Here is a 26,767-nt window from a genome sequence, read left to right as displayed (position 1 = left end):
TTAACTAGCCTTTCCTTGTAAGCGGAACTTACTACGAGATAGAACTCTTTTCTCCAGGCGAAATGCAAAAATACCAGCAAAAACAGATAGAATAATGTCCTTTGGAAGAGGAGCGACCATCCATGACCAAACCAAAGCATAGGATAATCCTTCTGGCGCTTCAAACCATAAACGATATGCCGCATACATCCAGTTTGTTCCGAAAAGATAATTGATGACCATTCCTGTTAGTCCAGCGATGATGTACATACGAAATCCACGATTTGATTCAATTAGCTTACCAACTATAAAGGCAACAAGAATAAATGATAGAATAAATCCGAATGTTGGTGTTAAAATAACAGATGCTCCACCTTTAAATTGAGCGAAAATGGGAGTCCCTGCTAAACCTAATAGCATGTAAACTAACATCGAAAAAGCACCTAGGCGACTTCCGAGTACAAGTCCTGCTAAAATGGCGAAGAACGTTTGTAATGTAATTGGTACTCCACCTACAACCATAAACGGTGCAATCGATGTTATGTTTGCCCCTACTGCCATCATGGCTACAAAAAGACTTCCCATCGTTATTTCTAGTGGTGTAATTTTTTTAAAAGTCAAAACAATTCCCTCCTGAAAATTTTATGTAACTAAGTATGTTAACCAATAAAAATTTTAGTTAACATATTAGAATTTGTCAACTATAAATGGTAATCGCTAGGTAATTTTTTTGCAGTACATGACATTTGTCATGCATGCTTACTGACGAATATGACTTCTTTCCTTTGCTCCTTTCTTCTATGATGGAGATACTTACAACTAGGATGTGTAGGAGGCTAAAACATGAGTAAACAAAAACAATTAGAATTGAAAAAAAATATGAAACCTTTTGAAAAAGCTAATTCAAAATCGAGCATCAAACAACTTTTTAATACGATACCACCATTTTTCTTGCTTTGGTTCCTTTCCTATCAAAGCTTAAGTATTTCGATTTGGTTAAGTCTTGCCTTATCATTTGTTGCAGCAGGGCTTATCGTGCGAATGTTTATTATTTTCCATGACTGTGCACATCAATCTTTTTTTAAAAATCCAAAAGCTAATCGAATTCTTGGGACAATTACTGGGATCATCACTCATTTTGCTTTTGAAAAGTGGAAACGAAGCCACGCAATCCACCATGCAACGAGCGGTAATTTAGATAAACGAGGTACAGGAGATATTTGGACTATGACGGTTAATGAATATATCAACGCGTCTTTTTGGACAAGGTTATCCTATCGTCTTTACCGTAATCCGGTTGTCATGTTTGGATTAGGCCCAATCTTTCTTTTCTGTGTTGAAAATCGTTTTAATCGAAAAGGTGCGAAACGAAAAGAACGGATGAATACCTACTTCATTAATGTTTCGATTGTTCTTATTTATGCACTATTGATATGGACGATTGGTTGGCAGGCGTTGTTAATGATCCAGCTTCCTATTCTTTTTGTATCCGGCGTCCTTGGAATTTGGCTATTTTATGTTCAGCACCAATTTGAGGATTCTTATTTTGAAAATGAAGATGAGTGGGACTATGTAAAGGCTGCTGTTGATGGTAGCTCCTATTACAAGCTGCCAAAAATCATGCAGTGGCTTACAGGTAATATTGGTTTCCACCACGTGCACCATTTAAGTCCGAGAGTACCAAACTATCATTTGGAAAAAGCACATGAATCTACTCCACCATTACAAAAGGCTACGACAATCACACTTGCGTCTAGTCTTGAGTCTATACGTTTTCGTTTATATGATGAAAAGAATAAAACATTTGTAAGTTTTAGAGAAGTGAAAAAGTTAATGGAAAAGCCAAGCTTACAACCAATATCAGATAAGTAAACCCTTCGTTTTGAAGGGTTTTTTTCTGGCGCTGTGATATAGTATAGTAAAATTGTTATTTAGTAACGCGTTCGAAGCTGTGAGTAAAACCTTTAACCGTGCGTATATTACACTCAAAGTTTTAAAAAATTCGGTGCCTTAAAGGAGATTCCTATGCAAAATTGGTTTCATATCTTTCCTAAAAATACAGGACTTAGCTTTTACATATGGCTCATTTTTTGTATGCTGCCATTTTATTTTATATTTCGAGCATCCTCTACGTGGGAAATTGTTTTTGGAATAGTCATGACCGTCTTATTTTTTACATCCTACCGGTTATCGTTTCTTTCTAGCGGTTGGTCGGTATATTTATGGGTTAGTATCGATATGTTAATTAATATCGTGATGACATGGGTTTTTGGTTATGTTTATTTCTCGTTGTTTTTAGCGTTTTTTATTGGGAATGTCCAAAACAAAGCTGGTTTTCTTACTTTATACGTCATCCACCTTGTTACGACAATTACCGTTATTGGAATTGGATTCTTTGTCCAAATGGATATGTACTTTCAACAATTACCTTTTATTATTATTAGTTTAATTGGTGTCATTTTGTTACCGTTTAACATGTATAATCGAATTAAAAGAGAAAAGCTTGAAGGTCAATTAGAAGATGCTAATGAAAAAATTTCACAATTAATGGTCATTGAAGAGCGGCAGCGAATTGCACGCGATTTACATGATACGCTCGGACAAAAACTTTCCCTGATTGGCTTGAAAAGTGATTTAGCTAGCAAATTGGTGACTGTAAATCCGGTTACAGCCAAAAATGAAATTAATGATATCCAGCAAACAGCTCGAACTGCTTTAAAGGAAGTCCGTGAAATGGTATCTGATATGAGAGGGACAGGGTTAGAGGATGAGCTTGTTCATGTGAAACAAATTTTAGATGCTGCACAAATTGGTTTTGAGGTTGATGGAGACACAAATCTAACGGAAACACCACTATTTGTAGAGCATGTACTGAGTATGTGTTTAAAAGAAGCAGTAACGAATGTCGTCAAGCATAGCCAAGCGACAACTTGTCATATCATTATTAATCAATCACTAGATGAGTTATTGATCAAAGTAAAGGATAATGGTGTTGGTATGACTACTATTGAAGAAACTTCCGATGGCCATGGGCTTAGTGGTATGAGAGAGCGATTGGAATTCGTGAATGGTAGCATGGACATTTCTTCATCTTCAGATGGGACAACTTTAAACATTCACGTCCCAAATGTTATTCAACAAACTTAGTCATTAATCCTGAGTAAAAAAGGGAGGGTTTTTGTGTGATTCGTATTGTTATTGCTGAGGATCAACGATTGTTACTTGGAGCATTAGGGTCTTTGCTTGATTTGGAAGAAGATATGGAAGTTGTCGGAAAAGCAAATAATGGGGAAGAGGCTTTAAAATTAGTTTATAAGCTGCAGCCAGACATTTGTATCATGGATATTGAAATGCCGATTAAAAGTGGACTGGATGCAGCAGAAGCGTTGAAGGATCATCCATGCAAAGTAATAATTTTGACTACATTTGCAAGGTCCGGATATTTTGAACGTGCTCGTAATGCTGGGATTAGCGGTTATTTGTTAAAAGATAGTCCAAGTGAAGAGTTAGCTAACTCGATTCGTGTCATTATGGACGGTAGGAAAGTGTACGCTCCTGAATTAATCGACTTGGCATATCATGATGAAGCGAATCCTCTTACAGACAGGGAAGAACAGGTTATCAAATTAATGGCGGATGGTAAAAATACGAAAGAAATTGCAAACGAGCTATCTATTACCAATGGAACTGTCCGTAACTACATTTCCGTAATCCTCGACAAATTAGAAGTCACCAATCGAATCGAAGCGATTTCCAGGTTTAAAGAAAAAGGCTGGTTTCGATAACATTTTCATAGGTTCAAGTATTTCAAACTAGAGCATACGCTGCCCTAGTTTTTTATTATTTAATGCACAATACAGTGAAATTAAAATTAGTGCTAGGATATCGCTTCGGCAGCGTTAAATCAAATGAAGAAAATTGATCTTTATTTCGAGTAGTCTACGTGTATTTCCTACGCTGTATAGTGGATTTATATATTCGTGTAAATCATCAAGGAAAATGAGCAGAAACTAAACAAAAAGCTGACATTCGTGTAAATCATCAAGGAAAATGAGCAGAAACTAAACAAAAAGCTGACATTCGTGTAAATCATCGAGGAAAATGAGTAGAAACTGAACAAAAAGCTGATATTCGTGTAATTCATCGAGGAAAATGAGCAGAAACTAAATGAAAAGCTAATATTCGTGTAAATCATCGAGGAAAATGAGCAGAAACTAAACGAAAAGCTGATATTCGTGTAAATCATCAAGGAAAATGAGCAGAAACTAAACAAAAAGCTGACATTCGTGTAATTCATCAAGAGGCTGAGGTCGTGACTGCGGAAAGCGGCTGCCCGTAGCGGAAATCAACATATCTTTTGTTGCGCATTATGTGTCAATTGTGCAAATAAAAAAGCAACAATCACTTAGAAAACAGACTTTGATTTTGTACAAAATGTTAGTAAAAAAGTATGTCTTGTTTGTTCTGACTTATCAAACAAATGGGCTATTATTACTGGTACAATTTTACTCTTTTACCAATATTACCAAAAACTTTGTTTATTCACTAGATAAATTAAGTTATCCTAGTTATACTGTAAGTGCTTACATATTGATAGAAAAAATACAAATTATGTTAGTTGTCATTATGTAAGTAATCAATGTAAAAAGGAGGTTTAGTTAGAACAGTTTTTGAAACTCTTTTTACAAAAAGTTAACGAAAGGAGATTTAAAATGTTAAAAGTTCTACGAAAACCTATTATTTGTGGATTAGCATTATCCCTATTATTACCTGTAGGGATTACCAATCCGATTGCAGCCGAAAACAAACCAGATAAAAAACTTGATGCATTGCACGTAGCACCTCTCAAGAATAAGTATAAAGAGTCTTTTTCTATCGGTGCTGCAGTGGAACCATTTCAATTAGAAGGAAAGAGTGGAGAGGTATTAAAGCGCCATTACAGCAGCATTGTAGCTGAAAATGTGATGAAGCCTATCTCGATTCAGCCAGAAGAAGGCGAGTTTAATTTTGAGGAAGCTGATAAAATTGTAGAGTTCGCCAGAGAACATGACATGGATTTGCGATTCCACACCTTGACATGGCACAGCCAAGTACCAGATTGGTTCTTCCAAGACGAGGATGGTAATTCAATGCTCAACGAAGAAGATCCTCAAAAACGAGAAGAAAATAAAGAGCTTTTATTAGAGCGTTTGGAAAATCACATAAAAACAGTTGTAACGCGTTACAAAGATGACGTAGATGCATGGGATGTAGTCAACGAAGCAATTGCCGATGGCCAGCCAAACGAAAGAGGCCTACGCGAGAATCAATGGTATCAAATTGCCGGAGTAGATTATATAAAAACAGCATTTGAGACAGCAAGAAAATATGCTGGTGAGGATGCAATGCTATACATCAACGACTACAATACAGAAGTAGAATCAAAAAGAACGAACTTGTATAACCTAGTGAAAGATTTATTAGATGAGGGAGTACCTATTGATGGAGTTGGACACCAGTCACACATTCAACTTGGGTGGCCATCGATTGACGATATGCGTACATCATATAATATGTTTGCAGACCTTGGTCTAGATAACCAAATTACAGAGCTTGATGTTAGTATTTATGGATGGCCTCCAAGCGGTGAATACAATACTTATGATGAGATTCCTGAGGAGGTATTAGAGCAACAAGCAGACAGATATAATGACTTATTTAATTTGTATGAAGAGCTAGATGACAAAATTAGTAATGTAACATTCTGGGGAATCGCTGATAATCATACATGGCTTGACAACCGTGCAGCAAACTATAGTGATGATGGTAAAGGAAAAGATGCTCCGTTTGTATTTGACCCAGATTACAAAGTAAAGCGTGCTTATTGGGAATTAATTACAGATTAAAAGTCTTATGAACGGTTTCAGTTATTTATAGTTATCATAAGAGGAACGAATCCTAATCGGGTTCGTTTCTCTTTATTTATTAGCAAGATTGTAAATTTCAACTCATTTCATACAAAATACTAAGTCAATAGTCTTAGTAAATATAAATAAAATTTGTTGTCGCTTACAATCCTCTCTGATATACTTAAATTATCTGAAAATTAAGGAATGATTACCTTTGACTAGGGACATCGGTAGTATTATGCATTTTTCTAAGGGAAAAGCAATCGAAACTAGAACAATTAAAGGGTTGACTGTTTCTCTTCTTGCATCAGGGTTTGGAACCGAAGTTATTCATCATGCCTTAAAGAAAGATTCTAAATGGGCATTAGGACCTGATGAAGGCTGGCAGGCACTTGAAGTTGTTTTTATTCTAAAAGGTGAACTGATTTGGCATCAAGCTGGGAAAGAGGTACGAGTTAGGGCTGGTGAGACGCTGTCGATGCAACCTATATTACAGGATGCATTTTTTTCAGCAAAAGTAGATACAGAATTTTTATATGTTACGTCAGAACCAGTATTTCATCATTATAGCCAAGCTGTTCAAGAAATGATGAACTTAGCAGTAACTGTCGAAGAAAAAGATGGTTACACCGCGGACCATTGTGAACGAATTAAAGACTTGTCTATGATGATTGGCACCGAAATGAAATTAAATTCGCAAGAGATGTACGAGCTAAATTTAGGTTCTTTTTTACATGACGTTGGCAAAGTGAAAATACCTCATTCTATCCTTAACAAACCAGCTAAACTCACTGACGAAGAGTATTCCACCATGAAACTTCACACTGTATATGGGGCAGAAATGTTAGAAGAAACAGGACTGCCTAACCTCGTTTCAGCTGCTTACATAGTTAAACATCATCATGAGCGCTTTAATGGAAGTGGTTATCCATATGGGTTAAAGGGAGATGAAATTCCTATTGCAGCGGCTATTGTAGCGTTTGTGGATTCGTATGATGCCATGACTACTGAGCGGGTTTACAGTAAGGCAAGGCCAAAAGAACAAGTACTAGAAGAATTGCAACAAGAAAAAGGCATTCTGTATCATCCTGATGTAGTTGATGCATTTTTATCAATAGCTAATAAAAAATGATAAGAGGAGGAGTTACAATGAAGAAGTATTTACTTTCGATTGTTATGTTAGGATTTCTTGCGTTATTTTTGTTACCTATGACTAGTTTTGCAGAATACGACAAAAGTGGAGACATTACCGTTAGTGCTACGATATTAGAGGATGAAATAGAAACTTCTGATGATACTGGAGATGCGACATTTGAATTACAGGAAGACGCACATGAAACATTGACTGATACAACAGGTGAAGAAGTTGACCACTCCTATGTTTGGGTGGAAGTTAATGGTTCGCGTGTACTTGCAGTTGATCCACCAAAGCCATGCTATTAAAGGGTTGATAATAGATTCAGATAAACTAGTGCTGATAAGCTCTAGTTTATTTTTTTTAGGCTCTTTTTGTTGTTTTTTCGATACAGTTGACATCTAGTGCTGCATAGTGAAAATTCTTTTTCGTAGCGATGTATCTCATTTTGATGATGATCGACATTCGTTTTTTGTTAAATTCCCACTAATCTTTGTGAATTTAATTAACAATGTTAGACGTTCGAATGGCAGTTTGTTATTATGAAATAGTCAAAACAATTGTATTTAAAAATGTGAAATAATTAACATGTGTAATAAGATTATTTATTTGGGAAAAATAACTATTGTTAAATTCAGCTGTTAAAGAAGCAAACGTAAAGGTTTGTGGACTTACATAGAAAATTAAATAGAGAAGGGTGGGTTCTAAATGACTGCAAACAAACCTAAAGTTGTTATACTTGGTGCGGGTTATGCAGGCATGATGACAACGAAAAGACTTACACAAAAATTTGGAACAGAGGAAGTGGAGATTACATTAGTAAACAAACACAATTATCACTATCAAACGACCTGGCTTCATGAGGTGGCAGCCGGGACGATTGAACCGAATCGTTCCAGAATCATGATTAGTGATGTAATCGACACAAAAAGAGTCAATTTGGTACATGACACAGTAGTAGAAATTAAAAAAGATGAGCAACGAGTGGTTTTAGAAAATGATGAATTAGAATATGATTACTTAGTAATTGCTCTTGGCTTTGAAAAAGCAACCTTTGGTATTCCTGGGATGGAGGAAAACGCTTTTTCCATTGAAAGCTTTGATAAAAGTCGGTTGATTTGTGAACATATTGAATATCAATTTTCTCGCTATAAAAATGAAGAAGGTAATGATCATCTTCTAACAATTGTTGTCGGTGGAGCAGGATTCACTGGAATTGAATTTGTAGGTGAACTTGCTGAGCGTGTACCAGAGCTGTGTAAAAAGTATGACATTGATAAGCGTAATGTTCGCATCATTAATATAGAAGCAGCACCATCTATCTTACCTGGTTTTGACGAGGAGCTCGCAGACTATGCTCGAAAATCATTGGAATTCAGAGACGTTGAGTTTAAATTGGGAACAATGATTAAAGAGTGTAAAGCCGATCGTGTCATTGTTGGTGATGACGAAGAAGAAATTAAAACAGGTACAATCGTATGGACTGGCGGTGTTCAGGCAAATTCAATCGTTGGAAATTCAGGATTTGAATTAACAAAAGGGAGAGTAACCGTTGATAGCGATCTACGTGCACCTGGACATGAAAACATTTTCATACTTGGTGATTGTTCCTGGGTAATGGACGAAGAGAATGGACGTCCATATCCTCCAACTGCACAATTGGCAATGCAAGAAGCGGATACATGTGCAAACAATATTGCTGCTCTACTGTATGGTGGGCAATTAGAAGATTTTGTTTTTGATCATAAAGGAACAGTTGCTTCCCTTGGTGGAAAGCATGCGATGGGAACTGTGTTTGATGATAAAAAATTATACGGGGTTACAGCAAAGGCAATGAAAAATGTGATTGACGACCGGTACTTATTTTTACTTGGCGGTCCAAGACTTGTTCTGAGAAAAGGGAAGTTTCGTCCATTTTAAGCTTATCACGTTGAAGTTAGTAGTTGGAATATGAAGGGAAGCTTTCAGGATACAAGGAGGGATAGTTATCATGAAAAATACATTGATTGTAACACTATTTACACTATTATCAGCGGTAGCATATGTCATTTTTTCACGAAACATAGAAAACACGAGAGATTTTCGATAAAATAATACCTCTATTTGGGGTGATTCCCAGTAAAAAAGATCTAACTGCTTATTCGCGTTTGTGATAGGCTGTTAGATCTTTTCTCTATCTCAATGTAAGTTTACCATTTCTACATTTTGTTCTTTTAGGAACTCGATTATTTGTGGAAGTGCATCTACTGTTGCTTGCGTTTCATGAAACAAATAAATGGATCCAGATGGGTCTGTATTGGCGACCTCCTGGTAAATTTGATCCGCACTTTTTATATCCCAGTCCTCAGGATCTTTGTCCCATAATACAACTTTCATGTTTTGTTGTTTAATCGTGTCACTTACTTTTTTGTTATTTGCGCCAAAAGGAGGACGAAATAATCGAACTGTTTTTTCCGTAATTGCTTCAATTAATTGGTTGGTATTTTGTACTTCTCTGATTATGTTCGTTGGTGACAATTCGAGAAAAGATGAATGAGAATAGGAATGATTGCCTATCGAATACCCATGTTCATCTACATAAGAAACGATGTTAGGATATTTCTCGACGTATAATCCTAAAAAGAAGAAAGTTCCGCCGACCTGGTACTCTTCTAGAATTTCAACAATTTCTTTCGTGAAACGTGATGGTCCATCATCAAACGTAATCGCAACTTTATTGTCTGGAACGTAAAAATTCACCAACTCATTTAACTCAGCAGCAGGTAACAAGGATGAGGAGGTTTTTTCTGATGAGCTAACCTTTTCATTATACTGAAAGACCTGTAAATCAGACTTCATACTTAACGTTTTTGAGCTGTTGACATGATGGAGAACAGATACATTTGTGGAACTAAATGTATATCCAGAAAATACGATAAGTAAACAGATAACAATGGAAACGAATAGACACATTCCAATTACTTTTGTTAGTAATCGACCCCGATTAGATGAAGCATTTGTTTGAAGAATTTCTTGTTCAGCTTCTGTTTGTTGTTCTTCTTTGGCTTGGGCAGCAATGCTATCAAGAAATGTTTTCAACTCACTGGATGACTGCATTCCTTTTATGTAATTTAAATTCCCTACATACATATCGGAACATAGGAAGCTTAAACGTTCCGAACCATCCGCGTTAACTTTTGTTACAGTACTGACGTAACTATTTTCGTTTTCATCCCAATGACTTTTTAAAGACAAACGGTATTTACAATTTTTAGATTGACTTTGTAAAACTTCTAACAGTGCGTTACTTGTTTCCTTATCAATTTTCCATTTGAAGCTAGCTGATTGATTATTGAACGTTATTTTTACGTGCAAACAATCATTTTCTAATGAATTTATAGAGAGTAATTCAATCAGCTTTCCACCAATTATTTTCATACTACCGTCTCCGTTACAAATTAGCTTTCTTCCATATTTGGTACTACTTTTGCATCTGATTGTGTTTTTGCGGGTTGTTCATAGGAAGTGTCTGTCATTCTACTTGTGAAATCATTGATTAATTGAAGTAATTTGTTCTTCTCTTTTAATGTTGCATCAAAGCGCTGTTCCAATGTTTCATTGTCTACTTCTAATGTCCGTATTTTTTCTTCTAAGTCACGCTTTAATTGTAATGAGTCTTCTTGGTAGGTATGAAACTGTTGCTGAATTTTGGAATACTTGTCCTGTTCCTTGGAAATCTCTCTTTTTAGGCTTTCTATCTGACTTTTAGCATTACTTTGGTAATCCTCGTAATCTTCTAATAGCTGATCATAGTTTAATTGTTTATTCATTAAACGATTCTCAAAATCTCTGATTGTTCTTTCTAAATTAGAGATTTTGCGGTCGCGCTGTTCGGTTTCAGCCTTTAAATTGGAAATATAGTTCATGTTGTGATCAACTTGTTCTTCTAAGTCAGTGTTTTTTGAAATGATTAACTGGCGATTATGTAAGATTTGTTCAACAGAATTCATTAGATCCATCGATACACGATCCTGTAAAAGTGCATCAAAGTTAGTTGTCTCATGACTATTTGGTAGATGAATAGCCGTATCGTCGTCTTTTTCTTCTTTTTCAGTTTGTTCTTCGTATTCCTCAATAACTCTATCACTTTCTGATTCCGTTTTTTTGAACCAATTTATCAATTTACTATTTCCGTTATTTTTCGACATAATATCCCTCCTTGCACTGCCTTTAGTTGAGTGTAGCTAAGTAGGAATACATTGTCAATAAGATGATAGAAAAGTTCTATGGAATATGTAAAAAGTACGTATAACAAGGGCTGTAAGGGCATGTTTAGTTATGGGGGAGGAAGAAAAAAGTATGAGGAAGGTGATTCGTATGAACGTACTCATTGCTTTTGATAGATAGGTATTTTGTCGTAAATCATCGACAGCTGGTGACTAATTTAGAACTGATTGCAATTACACAAAAGTGATGTACTTCTTTTAAATTGTCTTTAATAATCAGAATTTTCAATGATTTTTTGGCTTGGTTGTGATATTGTAACTATTGAACTAGAGAAATGATAGTGGTTGTTATTATGAAATTTAATCTAAGGAGGAGATATATGTGAAGACCGAGAAGACGAGATGGGGAATATTAAGTACAGGTGGAATTGCAAATCAATTTGCGATGGATATCACTTTTGCAAAAAATGCTGAATTGGTGGCAGTTGGTTCGCGAACAAATGAAAGCGCTACAAAATTTGCGGAAACACATGGGATCCCACGTGCATATGGAAATTATGAAGAACTGGCACAGGACCCAGAAGTTGATGCCATTTATGTAGCAACACCACATCCCTTCCATAAAGAAAATGTTATGACTTGCTTACGAGCTGGAAAAGCGGTTCTTTGTGAGAAACCGTTTACGGTTCGTGCTGCTGAGTTGGAAGAGCTTATTACATTTGCAAGAGACAAGAAGCTCTTTTTAATGGAAGCAATGTGGACTCGGTTTCTTCCTCCTATTGTTAAGGTTAGGGAATGGATTAAAGCAGGTAAAATAGGCGACGTCCGTCTAGTAAAAGCTGAATTTGGGTTTAAGGCACCATGGGATCCTGACTGGAGACTATTAAATCCAGAATTAGGTGGAGGAGCACTATTGGATGCAGGGATTTATCCAATATCGTTTGCGTCCATGATTCTTGGGGCGCAACCGGAAAAGATAGAAAGTTCTGCTTTTATAGGCGAAACAGGAGTAGATGAACATTTTTCAATCTTTTTATCCTATCCTTCCGGGAAGACAGCCATGTTAAATGGAGCCATTCGCTTAGGTTTAACAAATGAAGCTTACATACATGGCACGGAGGGTTATATCCGAATTCCTTCATTTCTAAATACCAGATCGGCTACTTTGTATATCAATAATGAAGAAGTAGAGACATATAGTGATGATCGTGTGGCTAAGGGCTATGCATTTGAAGCAGAAGAGGTAGGAAGATGTTTGCAGGAAGGTTTGACAGAAAGTTCCGTTATCCCACTCAATGAATCGCTGGAAATACTAAAAATACTAGATGAAGTAAGAGAACAGTGGGGATTGAAGTATCCGTTTGAATAAAAAAATCGGGTGGTGCCAGGCACCACCCGATTTTTGTCGAATGATTAGTTTTTTGCGTTCTGGATAATGTTTTTCATCATGTCTATATTGGGGTAGTTTACTTCCTTATATTTTTCGATTGTCTTTTCATAGTCGTAGCTTACTCGTTCAATTGAGGTACTCACATGTCCATCATTAATATTGACAATTGCATAGGATGCTTTCGTTATGCCATCAAATGGTAATCCAACGCTCCCTAAGTTGACAACTGTTTTTCCATTGACGTTCCGGATATAGGACTTATGAATGTGTCCATAGAGATAGATGTGAGCTGCTTTCTCAGCCATAAGCTTCGATTCTAATTCATTGTCGTCTGCATTAGGGAGGACAACATCAAATAAACTCGTTGGTGTTGCGTGAAAGGCATGAAAAGTTACACCTTGTTCCTCGAAGGTCAATTCTGTTGGTAGATTTTCCAAATAGTCGATATCAGTATCGGATATTCTAGAAATAATCCAATCTCTCTCTTGATTCATCAATTCTAGAGCGTGATCGGGAACTTCTCCTTCTTTCACACCGCGTACGACCCACTCATCTGCATTACCTTTTATAACCGTTGTATGTAGTTGTTGAACCATTTCTATCGACCGCTTTGGTTCAGGTCCTCGATAAGCAATATCACCTAATACTAATATTTTATCGACTTTCTTCTTATTAATATCTTCGAGTACTGCTTCTAATGCATTTGCATTTCCGTGGATATCAGAAATAAATGCTATTTTCACCTATACCACTCCCGTGTTTAAATTTTTACTACTGAGTTACGACCGCCGATGAAAGTTCAATCTTTATCATAACATGTATTTTTGTAAGGCTTAAATTTTCTGTTCATGGAAAGTTTCCGGCATTTTTAGTGAGAATAATTAACATGTGAAAGTATTATGTTATGAAACTAACAAACGGCACAAATTCATTGTGCCGTTTGTTCACTAGAAAAATTATTTCATATATTTCCCGCGTTTTTTTAGAAATTCAAAATAGGTTTGAGCAGCTTGAGCGCGTGTTACTTCATGATCTGGACGGAAATATCCATTAGATCCAATCATAATACCAAGGTGACTGACGATGGAAACTGTACCAGGATTTTCAATCTCAGCTGCATCTTTAAAATCAAGGTTGAACATTTCATCGATCTCTGCTAACTTATCATATCTTAATGCTCGAACGATCATGTCTGCCAATTCTTCTCGAGAAACAGTTTCTTCTGGATTAAATTTCTCCTTGCTTGTATCGATGATCCCTTGTTGAACAGCTGATTCTACATATGGGAAATAAGCTGAATCTGTACTTACATCTGCAAAGGAAGCATCTCCGGCAGCGGCTCGTAACGACATTTCCTTATAGTAGTAAGGATTTGGATTCGTGGACAGCATGAGCATTTTAACCATTTCCCCACGTGTAACCTTCTCGTTCGGTAGCACTTTTCCGTCATCTTGTACTTCGATTGCCTGGTATTCAATCATTAAGCGTAAGGCTTGCTCAGCCCAATGCCCGTTTATATCTGTTGGCTCAGGTGTATCAACAATAGGCTCTCCTGTTTCAGCTGAAACCCATTTTCCTTCCATTGCGTCCAGAAAGACTGGTTCAGAAGTTTGGTTGACTCGGAAAGTATAAGCCAATTTTGCCTCTACTTCTTCATCCTCATCATTTCTAGTGTCAGCCGGATGGTATGGAGGCTCTTGTTGTGGAACTATATACACAAGGTCGATGTCAGCAGCATCGAAGTAGATATTCTTTCCTTCCTCTATTGAAATAACATTATTTGCTTCAGGGAACTGAGCATCCACATCCCAATTTTGGTGGAAGCGTATAAGTGTTCCATCCTCTGCAGAGAAAGTTAGGTAAACATTGTGATTAGGTACTACAATCCCGTTTACTAGGCGATTAAAATTAAACGTAAATTCACGCCTTTGCTCTGGTTCCTGTGGTTCTCTATTTCTAGCAGGATCCAATCCGAGTTGATTTGCTTTCCAAGGTACAAGTTCTTTAACTGTTTCTATTGCTTTTTCTTTTGCTTCATCGTATGTGATTACTTGTTCTACCTCTTCACTAGAATTATAGTGTCTACTGTAATTGCTATATTCGATGATTTCCCCAGTTTTAGCATCAATTCTTCCATGTGTAGAGGTGGAAGTATTTTCATCTCTCCAATTAAAATTCCAATAAGCGTTTCTTCCATTTCCGGCATGCTCGTTGTAGCTGGCATGTTCTAGTGTCATGTTATCGGAAATTTCAAATTGATTTTTAAATACTTCCAACGCCTGTTCCTGTGATAATTCTTTATCACTAGTTGAAGGGGCTTCACCTAAAGCTTGACTGGAAATTGGTTCAATATCACCCGCAGTTGACTCTATCTGATTACCATTAGAATCAACCCATGCACCTTTTTTAGCATCAAAGTATGCGCCAAAGCCGAGGTTAGTATATGCGAATTCCAGAGCATATTGATCTTTCTGTTCGTCTGGGTTAACCTCTGCGTAAGGCTGGACACCTCGAATTATCCGGTATTGTAGTCTTAAAGGAAGGGTTTCCTTAAGCTTACTTTCTGCATTCGCTTGTGAAATTACTCCGTCTTTGGAAGGGAAAATAACGTCCTTGTTCCAACGATAATCTAGACCTACTAGATCACCATTTCCATTGATGCGAATCATAATAAAATTTTGTTTAAATGGAACGTTGTTGATAGTCCTGTCAAAACGAAGGTTGTAAACGACGTTTCCTTGTAAAGGAGTTCTTTGATCTACATCATCATATTCGACCTGATCTGCTAAGTCTGGGAACTGCTCTTCAATAAGTGACAACGCAATTTCTTTTGCTTCACTACGATCCACTTTTGGAGGGTAGGAAGCCTCTAACTCCGGATCAGACGTATTGCGGTTCATTGCAACAATGTCACCAGAATTAGCATCTAATGTGACACGTACGTAATCATACGTTCTTTCAGATTGTTTTCTCCAGCTTACAGTCCAAACACTGCTTTGATTGATATAATGGTTGGTTCGAAAGCTCACATTCTCCTGGTTGTAATCATCGGAAAGATTGACAAAATCCTGTGCTATTTCAATTGCTTTTTCTTTGCTGATTTGTGCTTCCTCCATCAATTGCTGTTGCTCTGCTACACTAACATCTTGGCTGGAAGTGCCTTGGTCGGTTGCTTCATCACTGAATGCTTGCTCTGAATTTGTTCCATAGATACTGCTAGTTGCTTGTACTACATTGCCACTGTACCCACCTATTAAGCCAGGTACTACTAACATAGTACCGAGCAGTGAAACTGTCTTTTTCTTCATGTGAAAAATTCCTCCTTCTCCCATTTCATTTTCTATTCCATTTATGGAAAATATATCTAATCATTTAGACGATTCAAAATAGAAAACGTTTCACTTTTTGTAAAAAAAATGAAAAAAATCTAAAAAAAGAAAGTTGAACTTTTGTCATGATCTGATTGCTATGAGATTCACATACCTAGTTACATATTCTCGAAAATCGACTTTTTCGAAAAATTTCCTTTCTATTTCCACAATATTAGTTCTTGCAGACTACGTATTTAAATTTTTTGTTGGGAAAAATGTCGGAATTTTATAATACAAGCTATTACCTGGAAGAATTTTCTGCTAGGATGAATTTGGGTACAGCCAAAGAAATTTGGCGTCACAAAGCAATAGGGGCTAAGGGATTACCTATGCCAGCCTGCTGCCGTTACTACAAAAATAGGAGGAATAGTAATGAAAAGAAGCGTGTTAAGATTATTTGCAATTATTACGGTCGTGACTTTCGTATTTTCAACACCAGCTTTAGCTGCAAAGCCAGATCATGCTGGTGGTCCGAAAGACAAGGTGGAAAAAGTTGGCAAGGAGAAAGCGGATAAACAGCCAAACGTTGGAAAGCCCGAAAAAGCTGGTAAACATAAAGAAAGAATAGATAACAAGGTTGGTAAGAAGCTAGATGAAATTGCAGACAAGATAGCAAGAGGAAAGGCGAAAGGCCAAAACAAAGGTGTCGATAATAAAATAGAAAATATTACGAAGCAGCTTGATAAAATTGAGGAAAAAGTAAATGGAGTCACAGCTTCTGCTAATGACTATTTCGAAATAAAAAATGATGAATCTGATGAGGAAGAATCCGAAGAAAATGCTACCGAAGAAACTGAATCGACTGATGAGGAACAAACATCAGATGAATCTTCAGAAACAGAAGAATCAAGTGAGTCAGAAACAGAAGAAGCGGTAGAAGACGATTCTGAAACAACGGAAGAAGAAAATACAGATGAAGGTACGGAAACTGAGGAAGAGAGCACTGAGCCTGAAGAAGAGGGTACAGAAACAGAAGAAGAACGTGTAGAATCCGAAGTTGGTACAGAAGAAACCGAGGAAGAGAGCACAGAAACAGAAGAAGCTGCCGATGAGGAAGATAGTACAACGGAAGAGGAGTTAGAAGAAGACGTTGTTGATAGCTTTTTCGGTAAGTTAAAATCTCAAGGTAATTACTTAAGAGCGGTAAAGAATCAGCTAATTGTGTTAGATTTTCGTGTTGATGATGACGAAGCTTTAGAACCTCTATACGAAAGAATAGAAAGCTTACAAGCCCTGATTCAATCTGAAGTGGAACGAATCGAACAGCTTCAAGAAGAATCGACAGCTGAAGAAAGTGATGAAGCGTCAGAAGAGGCAGACGAAGAGTTGGAAGAGGACGAAGATGAAGTGTCAGAAGAAGATGAAGATGAGCGTGAAGAGCAGGATGATAGTCTTGAATCAGATGAAGAAGAAAATGAAGAAGAAGTAGAATAATAGCATTAAATCCCTGAATTTCATTTGGAATTCAGGGATTTTTATATGTAATAAAATTCAAGGGTGATCTAGCATGATTGAGTTTATAGAGTAAAAACGAGGGTTGAACTCATTCAAAGTTTTAAAAATGATGAAAACAACTGTCATTTTTATAGCGCTTACATCATAACGGTGATACGATAGGATTAAGAAAAAGGAGGGTTTGTATGTCATTCAAAATTACTTTTATTGGTGCTGGGAGTATTGGATTTACGAGAGGATTATTGCGAGATATCCTTTCAGTTCCTGAGTTTCAGGATATTGATGTTTCATTTATGGACATTAGTCAAAAAAACCTAGAGATGGTTACACAGCTTTGCCAACGTGACATTGATGAGAACGGTCTCAATATTACCATTCATTCAACAACGAACCGGAGGGAAGCATTAAAAGGTGCGAGATACATCTTTAATGTTGTACGAATTGGGGGATTAGAAGCTTTTGAACAAGATATTGAAATTCCATTAAAGTATGGTGTTGACCAATGTGTCGGGGATACGCTAAGTGCCGGCGGTATTATGTATGGACAGCGTGGAATTGCGGCAATGTTAGATATTTGTAAGGATATAAGGGAAGTGGCAGAAAATGATTGCCTTCTATTAAACTATGCCAATCCGATGGCGATGCTTACGTGGGCATGCAATAAATATGGAGGAGTTAATACGGTAGGACTTTGTCATGGAGTTCAAGGTGGCCATAGGCAGATTGCTAACGTACTAGAAAAAGAAAAGGAAGAGATTGATATTGTTTGTGCTGGTATCAACCATCAAACCTGGTACATAAAGGTTGGTCACAATGGTGAGGATATGACGAATCGTTTATTAGAAGCATTTGAAAATCATCCAAAGTATAGTAAAACGGAAAAAGTTAGAATCGATATGCTTCGGCGGTTTGGCTATTACAGTACAGAATCTAATGGTCACTTAAGTGAATATGTTCCGTGGTATCGTAAACGCCCAGAAGAAATAAAGGAATGGATTGACCTAGGTTCATGGATAAATGGGGAAACTGGTGGATACTTACGTGTCTGTACAGAAGGTAGAAACTGGTTTGAAACGGATTTTCCGAATTGGTTGAAGGAGCCTGCTTATGAATATAAGCAAGAAAACCGTGGGGAAGAGCATGGTTCCTATATTTTAGAAGGATTAGAAACGGGAAGAGTGTACCGTGGACATTTTAATGTTGTGAACAATGGTGTTATTTCAAATTTACCGAATGATGCGATTATTGAAGCACCAGGCTATGTCGATCGAAATGGCATGAATATGCCACAGGTTGGTGACTTACCAATGGGTTGTGCTGCTGTTTGTAATGTTAGTATATCCGTACAACGACTCTCTGTCGAAGCTGCTGTTCATGGAGATGAGCAATTGCTTCGCCAGGCGATGATGATGGATCCATTGGTTGGAGCAGTTTGTAATCCAAAAGAAATTTGGCAAATGGTCGACGAAATGCTGGTAGCAGAAGCAGAGTGGTTACCGCAATATACAGATGCAATTGCTGAGGCGAAGCAACGACTTGAAGATGGCCCTCTTTTACCAACAAAACAAACTCGTGGAGCAGCTAGGTTAGCGGTGAAAACAGTAGAAGAAATGGCGGAAAATAGAGAGCAAGCAAACCAAAATGCGGCAGAAGCAGATAAAGCGAAGGAAAGGCCAGCAAGTTTGTAGATGTAACAGATTAAATCTAAGGAGGGGAAATTTGATTTCCGCTCCTTAGATTTATCCAAATGACAAACAAAAAACAATATAGATGATACAGTTCTAATGTTATAATTTTTAATAACAGTATTTGGAGTGATGGTGGGGGAAGAGGGATGAACAAAAAAGTTGTAGTAATGGTCGTTGTCTTATTTTTATATTTATTGGGAAATCAATCAATCGTTCATGCAACGGAATCAAATCGTTGTACAACTAATGTTAATAATCGAGAAATCCTTGTTCAATTACAGGAAACATCTTCGGTTAATGATATTTCGTTACGAGAAGTTCAAGCAAGCGAATTTTTAACGAAAAAAAATATACATATCTATCATGTGCCAGCAAATATGGACTATCAACAAGTAATAGAGCAGCTTCAAAGTCGCACAGATGTCATTCATGCAGAACCAAACAATCATCGCTGTACGACAAATCTATTAGATGAACCAGACTTTTCCAAACAATGGTATATGGAAAAGATAGATATAGCAAAAGCATCTGAAATTACTAGAGGTTCAGAGGATATCACCATTGCCGTGTTGGATACAGGTGTAAACGCAAATCATCCTGAATTAACTGGTAGAGTTTTGCCGGGGTATGATGTCGTAAATAGTGATGAAGATGCGGAGGATCATAACGGGCATGGTACGTTTGTTGCTGGGATAATTGCAGCAAATATTGATGGTACCGGGATTGCTGGAATGACGGATGATGTGAAAATATTGCCTGTTAAAATAGGTAAAGACGATGGCACGATGGTACATAGTGATATTATTGAAGGAATTTATTACGCCATAGAACAAGATGTCGATATTATTAACATGAGCTACACAGGTTCCACAGTGAATTCATTGGAGAAAAAAGCATTAGAGGAAGCACATGCTAAAGGCATTATTTTGGTCGGAGCATCGGGGAATTATGGTGACACGAGGCAAATGTATCCTGCATCTTATCCAATGGTCATTAGTGTTGGAGCAACAAAAAAGCTAAAGGTAGATACATATATGCCAAAGCTTCTCCGGGCAGGTTTTTCCAACTATGGCCCAAACATTGATGTTAGTGCCCCAGGTGTAAATATTTATAGCATCTATCATGATGGAGGATACCGCAGTGATGATGGAACTTCCTTTGCTGCTCCTCAGGTAAGCGGTTTGGCGGCATTAATAAAGTCCTTGCATCCGGCTTGGGAATCGGAAATGGTGGAGTGGGCAATAGAGCAGGGGGCAATGAATGGAGGTCAATCAGCTGGCTATTGGGATGAACAGTTAGGTTATGGAGTAATTAATGTGTATGAATCCCTGCAATTGACGGAAGCTGATTTGTCTTCAGATATTTCAGAGGAGATGGATGACGCAGCGACTGTACAAGTAAATCAAACGGTGAGTGAAGCAATTCGCATGCCGGGTGATGTAGATTGGTTTACCTTTGCTGTAACGAAAGCAGCAGAAGTTGATATTGCATTGGATCCAGCAGACACGAAATTAAGTCTTGATCTGGCATTCTATCATGCAGGTCAAGAAGATCCCATCTATAGAATGGATAAACGAAAAGAAAATGAACGGAAAACAATGCATCTCAAAACTGGTACTTATTATGTCAAAGTACATGACCGTGATCATCATTGGTCAAACAGTAAATATCAATTAAGTATTTCCTCTGATCAGCTCCCGACTCCTAAACTAGAGTTGCTGGAAGTATCACAGGTTTTTGAAGCAAGTCATCAAATCACAGGGAAAGCTACACCGTTTTCTGTGATCCAAGTAAAAGGGACGGAAAGCTGGACAGGTTATACGGATAAAAATGGTGATTTTGTGATTGATATCCCACAGATGAAAGCTGGTTCGAAAGTTGTTGTATCTGTGACAGATGGTTTTGGTAATTACGTATCTTCTGAAGAACGATTGGTGACACCTTTTTACGATGACGTAACGATGTATTCGGATCAGATTCGCTTTTTAAGTGAAAGGGGTATTTTGCGCGGATACCCAGATGGAACGTTCAAGCCTTCCCAATCAGTCACTCGATTGCAGGCTATTCAAGTCATGTTAAACGAACTTGGTGTTGAAGTTAAAGAAGAAAAGAAAGAAGAGGGAGAGTCGATTCTTGGTGTGAAGCCCGGTGCATATGGCTATGAATTTTTAGTAAAAGCCAAGGATGAAAATTTATTGATGGGATTGAAAAGTCCAGCTTCTGATTCGTTAACGCGTGGTGAAATGGCAGTGCTGTTAGCTAATGCCTATCAGTTGAGTGGTGGAAACAATGAGTCTGTGTTTAAGGATATCGAAAAAGATACTTCTTTATTTAATGCCGTTAATGCGTTAGTTGCTAATAAGGTAGTTAACGGCTTTGAAGATCAAACGTACCGTCCAGATGAAGCGATTCGGCGTGACCATTTCGCTGTCTTGTTTAGTAAGGTGATGGAAAAGTGATGTTCAAAAAACAAAACGCATCGACTTGTCGATGCGTTTTGTCATTTGCTAAGCATGTACTACATTAACTATTATGAAGGATTCACTTCATCTTTGACACTTCCTTTTCTGAAAAGACCTAGTACTTTTTGTGATAGGTCATCCATCAATGTGTAAACTGCTGGGATCAGCAGGAGTGTGAAGATGGTAGAAACGCCAAGGCCGAAAATTACTACGATGGCTAGTGGTTGTTGGGTTTCTGTTCCTTCACCAATTCCAAGTGCTAATGGTGACATACCTAAAATGGTCGTTAAGGTTGTCATTAAGATTGGTCGCATCCTGCTTTTACCTGCTTCTAGAATCGCTTCCGTTCGTTCAATCCCTCTGGATCGTAAAATGTTCACGTAATCAACAAGTACAATGGCGTTATTAACCACGATCCCTGTTAGCATGATTATCCCGATTAAAGCAGTTATACTTAAAGTTGACCCTGTTATAAATAAACCACCTAATATTCCTACCACTGTTGCAGGCATGGAAAACATAATAATAAATGGATGTAGGAAGTTTTCAAATTGAATTGCCATTACAGCATATACGAGAAAAACCGAAAAAATGAGCGCAAGGCCTAGGTCCGTAAATGATTCCGTCATGTCCTGTGCCTGTCCACCGATGGAATATGAATAGCCATCAGGGAAATGTAATGTATCCAATTCTTCCTTAATATCAGCTGTCACGCTCCCTAAATCGCGATCAACAATGTCACTTGTTATATTAACTTGTCTTTGCTGATTTTCACGTGTGAGAGTTGCCGGACCTTGCACTTGCTCCAAATTAGCAACTGTTAGTAAAGGAATTAATCTCCCGTCATTTGTTTGAATTTGTAAATGATTTAAATCGCTAACCGTTTTACGGTCTTCTTCAGGAAAAATGAAACGAACATCAACTTCTTCAGCTGCCTCTCGTAATCTAGTTGCTATTTGACCATTAAAGGCCATTTGAACTTGTGACATTACTTGCTGATAAGTTAAACCATGTTGTGCTGCAATATCACGGTCGACTTGCACCTGCACCTCGGGCCGTCCCTCTTCGATTGAAGCCTCTGGATTGTGTATGCCATCAATATCATTCAATCGGTAAACCACTTGATCTGAAAGTCCTCTTAATACTTCGTAATCAGATCCGTTTAATTGAATGCTTACTGGTGAACCGCCACCTATTCCGGCTTCCATCGCACTAACCGTAATTTCTGCACCAGGTATTTCCTGTAGAGAATCGTTTAACTCTGTTATTACTTGATCGGTTGTCTTTGTTCGCTGATTGGATGGGATTAGCTGAATGGTATAGTTCGCTCTACTTGCATCTGTTGTTAATCCGGCTTCACCGCCACCTCCACCAATCGTTAAATAGTTTGATTGAATAATGCTTTGATAAGCTTCCAATTTTTCATTCATTTGATTTGTAATTTCTTCCGTTTCCTCTAATTGCGTTCCCGTGGCTGTTCTGACATCAATACTTATCTGTCCTTGATCACCGGACGGGATAAATTCTGTCCCAATCAATGGAATAAGAGATAAGCTCCCGATGATTAAAGCGATTGTGACAGCAAATGTTGTTTTGCGCCGATTTAACACCATTCGGAGTGTATTTTGATAACGGCTAGTTAGTCGGTTCATGAATTGATTAAACCAATTACGACGTCCTTCTGAACGGAAAGCTTTCCTTAGTAGCTTAGAAGAAAGCATTGGAATTAAAGTAATCGCAACGACTAAGGATGCAATTAAAGAGAAGGATACCGTTAGCGCCATTGGTGTAAATAAATCAGAGGCTATACCTTCAACAAAAACAATTGGTAAAAACACGACCAAACTGGTTGTTGTGGAAGCAATAATTGCTGGTGCCAGTTCAGACGCACCTCTTTTGGCTGCTTCGATTCTACTAAATCCTCGTTCGCGATAATCAACAATATTTTCCAAGATTACGATGGAGCTATCGACCATCATTCCAATTCCTAACGCTAAACCGCCCATTGTCAGCATGTTTAATGTGTTTCCGGTAAAGTACATGAGAGCAAAAGTAGAAATAACTGCTATTGGAATCGAAAAACCGATAACAATCGTTGCGCGTACACTTTTTAAAAATAAAAGTAAGATGAGTAGAGAGAAAATACCACCATAAATCATGTTCATTAATACAGATTGGATGGATTGGTTGATATATTCAGACGTATCTACGACAACTTTTTGCTCTACACCATCAGGTAGTGTACCTTCTAAATCGGCCATTGCATCCTGAACGTTGCTTGCTACTTGTACGGTATTTCCACCTGATTCCTTTAAAACAGATAGGATAACAGCGGGCTGACCATCGACCTTTGAGATGCTGGTAACTTCTTTAAATGTATCGGAAATCGTTGCAACATCTGATAGTTTTATTGGATCCCCTGTAGGAGTCAGGATAATTGTATTGCGAATGTCTTCAATTGATTCAAATTCTCCTTCCACCCGTACCTGAACGTCTTTATTACCCTTTTCTAATACACCAGCAGAGACTGACTGATTTGCGCTATTAATTGCTTGTACAAGTATAGATGGGGTTAACCCATACTGAATTAGTTCATTTTGGTTCATTTCCACTTGCACTTCTCTTGTTTTTCCACCTTCTACTGTTACAGAACCAACGCCTTCCTTTCTTTCAAAAGCTGGAACGACTAAATCCTCAGCAATTTGTTGTAAATCCTCAGAAGATTTACCGATTAGTGCTGTGTAAATGACCGGGGTTTGCTGTGGATCAAAACGTAAGACATTCGGTTCCCCTGCACCCTCTGGTAGCACTGCTTTGATTTGGTCGACTCGTTCACGTACGTTTAAGAGTGCATTATCTAAATCCGTCCCATTTTTAAACATCATAACAACCATGGAAGAATTTGGTTGTGATTGTGTCTGAACGGTATCGATTCCTTGAACTGTACTGATGGATGATTCAATTGGTTTACTAACTAATTCTTCCACCTCTTGTGGAGCTGCTCCTTCATATGTGGTGGTCACAACAGCGATGGGTAAGTCAATTTCAGGAAATAAATCAATGGCAAGGTTACGCAAAGAGATTGCGCCTAATGCGATAATTGCCACGACAATCATGATGACACCCACTGGCCGTTTTACAGAAATGTCTACGAGCTTCACTTAGTGTCCTCCTCTATAAACTATTACAATGAGACGTACAAAACGTTTTTTATCCTATTGTCTTCCCTTTTCCTAATGAACATAATCACTCATTACGAAATAATTGCTGAATGTGTGATAAAGTTGTCAACCTCATTGTCCGAAGAAACGTTGTCTCGAACATAGAAGTAATGGGTTCGCTGAAACTTTTTCACTAATTATTCGTACTAATTAATGGGAGGAGAGATTATCAAATGATATTTATCGGTTTTATTTTGCTGATTGGTTTTGTTGTGTTGGACTTCTATTTATTTAGGATTATTTTTCGTTCTTTTTTTGATGATACAGATCATTTTTTTGAATGTCTGAAGTTAGACTTTCGACCAAATATCATTTCATTTTTTAAGGGAGAACTAAGAAGAGATTGGGCAGCGGAATTTCGAATTGGGATGTTTTTCTTTGTATGTATTATCATTCTAATCTTTGAATTTTTGATATTAAGAGGCTTTTTTCAATAGAAGTGTGTTCAAAAAGTCGCTAATCATTTGGTGACTTTTTGAACATCCTCTTTAAGACCGCTGTCAATGAACTAAAATTCTAGTATAATAGACATGGATTAAAAGGGGGAAATAGATAATGAAAAAACTAGTAATTGTTCTCGTTTTCATTTTTGGTATCATCGGTTTAAAACAGTTACCTGTCCAAGCTAATGAATCTAACAATCTACCTATCGATGAAGTAAAAGAAAAAATCACAAATATTGCTCAACAATATGATATTCCACCAGAAATATTGAAGGCTATTGCATTTATTGAAACTGGCTATAAGCAGTTTCAAGAGGATGGTTCACCGATTGTATCAAACGATGGTGGTATCGGTATGATGCAAGTGACTCCAGGTAAAATCGATATAGAAGTAGATGAAGAAAAACTAAAAACCGACTTAACTTATAATATAGAAATTGCAGCACAGGTGTTAATTGCAAAATGGAATCTATCTTACTTACCTGAGATGAATGACCAAGATCGAACTGTTTTAGAAAATTGGTACTTTGCTATTATGGCATATAATGGATTGTCCAAGCAAAACGATCCAAATGAAAACCCTGATGAAGCATACCAAGAAAGAGTGTATGATCGTATGGAGGGTTCATCGTTGATTTATTGGAATGATCATCATTTTGATTTCCCTACGTTTGATATTCGCTATGAAGATAATAGTAACTCAATGAAATTTGCGGAGGGAAAGCATTATACAACGGAAACACAAACACCCTCACAGCAGCTTTTTGAACAAGGTGATCTCGTTTATATAGATGAAAGAGATGGCTCTGTTAGTTTAAGAAGCGCTGTAACGGAAGGAAATGTCGTTACAAAACTTTGGCCGTATACACCTTTAACTATTGTTGATGCACCAACAGAATCACCATCTATGGATAATGATTTTGTCTATTACCCAGTGGAAGGTGTTACTGTAGAAGGATTTGTTGCGTCCGCCTATCTAAATCAGGGAAAAGAGAGCATGGTTTTTTCTGACGCTGGTGATGACAGACGAGCAGCTGCACTTGGTTTTGTAGCATTAAATGATTTTGCCAATGGGTATCCAGGTGGAAGCTTTGGTTCACATGATCCGTTAAAAAGAGAGCATGTTGCGGTAATCTTAGATAATACGCTTCAATTAACGATGCCATCTGATTACGAAATGAAAGCAGATGATGTTGATCCTGGTAATGCTTATATTGAGCAGTTAGCAAAAGCTGAATTTAATGGCTTGCTTGGAGGGGGCGGGAAGCTTCGTCCAAAGGAATTTCTAACACGCGCACAAATGGCACAGGTAATGAGTGATGCTTTTGAGGATTATTTTGAAAAGCCAACCTCTACCCATACATTTAAGGATCAGGAGCATATCTGGAATCCAGAAGCGGTAAATTTAATCTATCATAATAATGTTACTGTGGCGGATCCTTTTCATCCAAATATAGATATTACTCGTTCTCAATTTGCCATCTTTTTGTATCGTACAATGGTAGATTTTTAGAAACGCAGGAGCCGTTA

The 26,767-nt window shown here is 37.5% G+C and carries 19 protein-coding genes and 1 riboswitch; of the genes, 13 read left to right on the top strand and 6 right to left on the bottom strand.

All coding sequences use genetic code 11. The features are described 5' to 3' along the window. Window positions 1-564 carry a biotin transporter BioY gene (locus tag JOC48_RS04565; RefSeq protein WP_204497925.1) on the bottom strand — a complete coding sequence of 188 codons (564 nt, stop codon included), beginning with the start codon at window positions 562-564 and terminating at the stop codon, window positions 1-3. A 258-nt stretch (window positions 565-822) separates the two neighbouring features. Here JOC48_RS04565 and desA point away from each other — a divergent pair, with 258 nt between their 5' ends. The 7 genes from desA to JOC48_RS04530 all read left to right on the top strand — a co-directional run bounded on the left by desA (window position 823) and on the right by JOC48_RS04530 (window position 8,922). After that, a complete protein-coding gene (gene desA, locus JOC48_RS04560) occupies window positions 823-1,851 on the top strand; it encodes a Delta(5) desaturase DesA (RefSeq protein ID WP_204497869.1) in 1,029 nt (342 codons plus the stop codon). A gap of 153 nt (window positions 1,852-2,004) precedes the next feature. Next, complete coding sequence (locus tag JOC48_RS04555; RefSeq protein ID WP_204497867.1) at window positions 2,005-3,126, top strand: sensor histidine kinase; 1,122 nt, start codon at window positions 2,005-2,007, stop codon at window positions 3,124-3,126. 35 nt (window positions 3,127-3,161) lie between these two features. Further along, on the top strand, window positions 3,162-3,764 hold the full coding sequence (locus JOC48_RS04550; protein ID WP_204497866.1) for a response regulator: 603 nt from the start codon (window positions 3,162-3,164) through the stop codon (window positions 3,762-3,764). Window positions 3,765-4,691: 927 nt separating this feature from the next. Further along, window positions 4,692-5,864 (top strand): endo-1,4-beta-xylanase, encoded by a 1,173-nt coding sequence (locus JOC48_RS04545; protein ID WP_204497865.1) that lies wholly within the window; start codon window positions 4,692-4,694, stop codon window positions 5,862-5,864. Between the two features lie 217 nt (window positions 5,865-6,081). Further along, complete coding sequence (locus JOC48_RS04540; RefSeq protein WP_239584188.1) at window positions 6,082-6,999, top strand: HD-GYP domain-containing protein; 918 nt, start codon at window positions 6,082-6,084, stop codon at window positions 6,997-6,999. Between the two features lie 17 nt (window positions 7,000-7,016). Next, window positions 7,017-7,310, top strand: coding sequence for a hypothetical protein (locus tag JOC48_RS04535; protein ID WP_204497863.1), 294 nt, complete (start codon window positions 7,017-7,019; stop codon window positions 7,308-7,310). 400 nt (window positions 7,311-7,710) lie between these two features. After that, window positions 7,711-8,922 (top strand): NAD(P)/FAD-dependent oxidoreductase, encoded by a 1,212-nt coding sequence (locus JOC48_RS04530; RefSeq protein ID WP_204497861.1) that lies wholly within the window; start codon window positions 7,711-7,713, stop codon window positions 8,920-8,922. 258 nt (window positions 8,923-9,180) lie between these two features. On the opposite strand, the gene JOC48_RS04525 is transcribed toward JOC48_RS04530, so the two are convergent. Both JOC48_RS04525 and JOC48_RS04520 read right to left on the bottom strand, forming a co-directional pair. Beyond that, a complete protein-coding gene (locus JOC48_RS04525; RefSeq protein WP_204497859.1) occupies window positions 9,181-10,419 on the bottom strand; it encodes a polysaccharide deacetylase family protein in 1,239 nt (412 codons plus the stop codon). Window positions 10,420-10,439: 20 nt separating this feature from the next. Next, window positions 10,440-11,189 carry a hypothetical protein gene (locus JOC48_RS04520; RefSeq protein WP_204497858.1) on the bottom strand — a complete coding sequence of 250 codons (750 nt, stop codon included), beginning with the start codon at window positions 11,187-11,189 and terminating at the stop codon, window positions 10,440-10,442. 400 nt (window positions 11,190-11,589) lie between these two features. Between JOC48_RS04520 and JOC48_RS04515 the strand changes: the two genes are divergently transcribed. Then, window positions 11,590-12,576 carry a Gfo/Idh/MocA family oxidoreductase gene (locus JOC48_RS04515; RefSeq protein WP_204497857.1) on the top strand — a complete coding sequence of 329 codons (987 nt, stop codon included), beginning with the start codon at window positions 11,590-11,592 and terminating at the stop codon, window positions 12,574-12,576. A gap of 44 nt (window positions 12,577-12,620) precedes the next feature. On the opposite strand, the gene JOC48_RS04510 is transcribed toward JOC48_RS04515, so the two are convergent. Both JOC48_RS04510 and JOC48_RS04505 read right to left on the bottom strand, forming a co-directional pair. Continuing rightward, window positions 12,621-13,340 (bottom strand): YfcE family phosphodiesterase, encoded by a 720-nt coding sequence (locus JOC48_RS04510; RefSeq protein WP_204497856.1) that lies wholly within the window; start codon window positions 13,338-13,340, stop codon window positions 12,621-12,623. Between the two features lie 213 nt (window positions 13,341-13,553). Next, entirely contained in the window at window positions 13,554-15,905 is a 2,352-nt protein-coding gene (locus JOC48_RS04505) for a YcdB/YcdC domain-containing protein (protein WP_204497855.1), read from the bottom strand. Window positions 15,906-16,233: 328 nt separating this feature from the next. Further along, a riboswitch (cyclic di-GMP riboswitch) is annotated at window positions 16,234-16,316 on the top strand. A gap of 24 nt (window positions 16,317-16,340) precedes the next feature. On the opposite strand from JOC48_RS04505, the gene JOC48_RS04500 reads away from it, so the two are divergent. The 3 genes from JOC48_RS04500 (at window position 16,341) to JOC48_RS04490 (ending at window position 21,570) form a co-directional block, all read left to right on the top strand. Continuing rightward, the gene (locus JOC48_RS04500) at window positions 16,341-17,402 is read left to right on the top strand and encodes a hypothetical protein (protein WP_204497854.1); all 1,062 of its coding nucleotides are present in this window, start codon (window positions 16,341-16,343) and stop codon (window positions 17,400-17,402) included. Between the two features lie 206 nt (window positions 17,403-17,608). Beyond that, window positions 17,609-19,111: an alpha-glucosidase/alpha-galactosidase gene (gene melA, locus JOC48_RS04495; protein ID WP_204497853.1), complete on the top strand. Its 1,503-nt coding sequence runs from the start codon at window positions 17,609-17,611 to the stop codon at window positions 19,109-19,111. Between the two features lie 146 nt (window positions 19,112-19,257). Beyond that, on the top strand, window positions 19,258-21,570 hold the full coding sequence (locus JOC48_RS04490) for a S8 family serine peptidase (RefSeq protein WP_204497852.1): 2,313 nt from the start codon (window positions 19,258-19,260) through the stop codon (window positions 21,568-21,570). 71 nt (window positions 21,571-21,641) lie between these two features. On the opposite strand, the gene JOC48_RS04485 is transcribed toward JOC48_RS04490, so the two are convergent. Next, the gene (locus JOC48_RS04485) at window positions 21,642-24,734 is read right to left on the bottom strand and encodes an efflux RND transporter permease subunit (RefSeq protein WP_204497851.1); all 3,093 of its coding nucleotides are present in this window, start codon (window positions 24,732-24,734) and stop codon (window positions 21,642-21,644) included. A gap of 233 nt (window positions 24,735-24,967) precedes the next feature. On the opposite strand from JOC48_RS04485, the gene JOC48_RS04480 reads away from it, so the two are divergent. Both JOC48_RS04480 and JOC48_RS04475 read left to right on the top strand, forming a co-directional pair. Then, entirely contained in the window at window positions 24,968-25,231 is a 264-nt protein-coding gene (locus JOC48_RS04480; protein ID WP_204497850.1) for a hypothetical protein, read from the top strand. 118 nt (window positions 25,232-25,349) lie between these two features. After that, window positions 25,350-26,750, top strand: coding sequence for an S-layer homology domain-containing protein (locus JOC48_RS04475; RefSeq protein WP_204497849.1), 1,401 nt, complete (start codon window positions 25,350-25,352; stop codon window positions 26,748-26,750). Window positions 26,751-26,767: the final 17 nt, after the last annotated feature.

Source organism: Aquibacillus albus (assembly GCF_016908325.1).
GTDB classification, from domain to species: domain Bacteria; phylum Bacillota; class Bacilli; order Bacillales; family Amphibacillaceae; genus Aquibacillus_A; species Aquibacillus_A albus.
Note: the sequence above shows the minus strand (reverse complement) of the source record. Positions and strands in the feature narration are given on the sequence as shown.

Bases quoted from the DNA above. Each gene is read 5' to 3' on its own strand.
- desA (WP_204497869.1), top strand. From the start codon at position 823: ATGAGTAAACAAAAACAATTAGAATTGAAAAAAAATATGAAACCTTTT.
- JOC48_RS04565 (WP_204497925.1), bottom strand. From the start codon at position 564: ATGGGAAGTCTTTTTGTAGCCATGATGGCAGTAGGGGCAAACATAACA.
- JOC48_RS04545 (WP_204497865.1), top strand. From the start codon at position 4,692: ATGTTAAAAGTTCTACGAAAACCTATTATTTGTGGATTAGCATTATCC.
- JOC48_RS04525 (WP_204497859.1), bottom strand. From the start codon at position 10,419: ATGAAAATAATTGGTGGAAAGCTGATTGAATTACTCTCTATAAATTCA.
- JOC48_RS04505 (WP_204497855.1), bottom strand. From the start codon at position 15,905: ATGAAGAAAAAGACAGTTTCACTGCTCGGTACTATGTTAGTAGTACCT.
- JOC48_RS04490 (WP_204497852.1), top strand. From the start codon at position 19,258: ATGAACAAAAAAGTTGTAGTAATGGTCGTTGTCTTATTTTTATATTTA.
- JOC48_RS04480 (WP_204497850.1), top strand. From the start codon at position 24,968: ATGATATTTATCGGTTTTATTTTGCTGATTGGTTTTGTTGTGTTGGAC.
- melA (WP_204497853.1), top strand. From the start codon at position 17,609: ATGTCATTCAAAATTACTTTTATTGGTGCTGGGAGTATTGGATTTACG.
- JOC48_RS04555 (WP_204497867.1), top strand. From the start codon at position 2,005: ATGCAAAATTGGTTTCATATCTTTCCTAAAAATACAGGACTTAGCTTT.
- JOC48_RS04535 (WP_204497863.1), top strand. From the start codon at position 7,017: ATGAAGAAGTATTTACTTTCGATTGTTATGTTAGGATTTCTTGCGTTA.
- JOC48_RS04520 (WP_204497858.1), bottom strand. From the start codon at position 11,189: ATGTCGAAAAATAACGGAAATAGTAAATTGATAAATTGGTTCAAAAAA.
- JOC48_RS04500 (WP_204497854.1), top strand. From the start codon at position 16,341: ATGAAAAGAAGCGTGTTAAGATTATTTGCAATTATTACGGTCGTGACT.
- JOC48_RS04530 (WP_204497861.1), top strand. From the start codon at position 7,711: ATGACTGCAAACAAACCTAAAGTTGTTATACTTGGTGCGGGTTATGCA.
- JOC48_RS04475 (WP_204497849.1), top strand. From the start codon at position 25,350: ATGAAAAAACTAGTAATTGTTCTCGTTTTCATTTTTGGTATCATCGGT.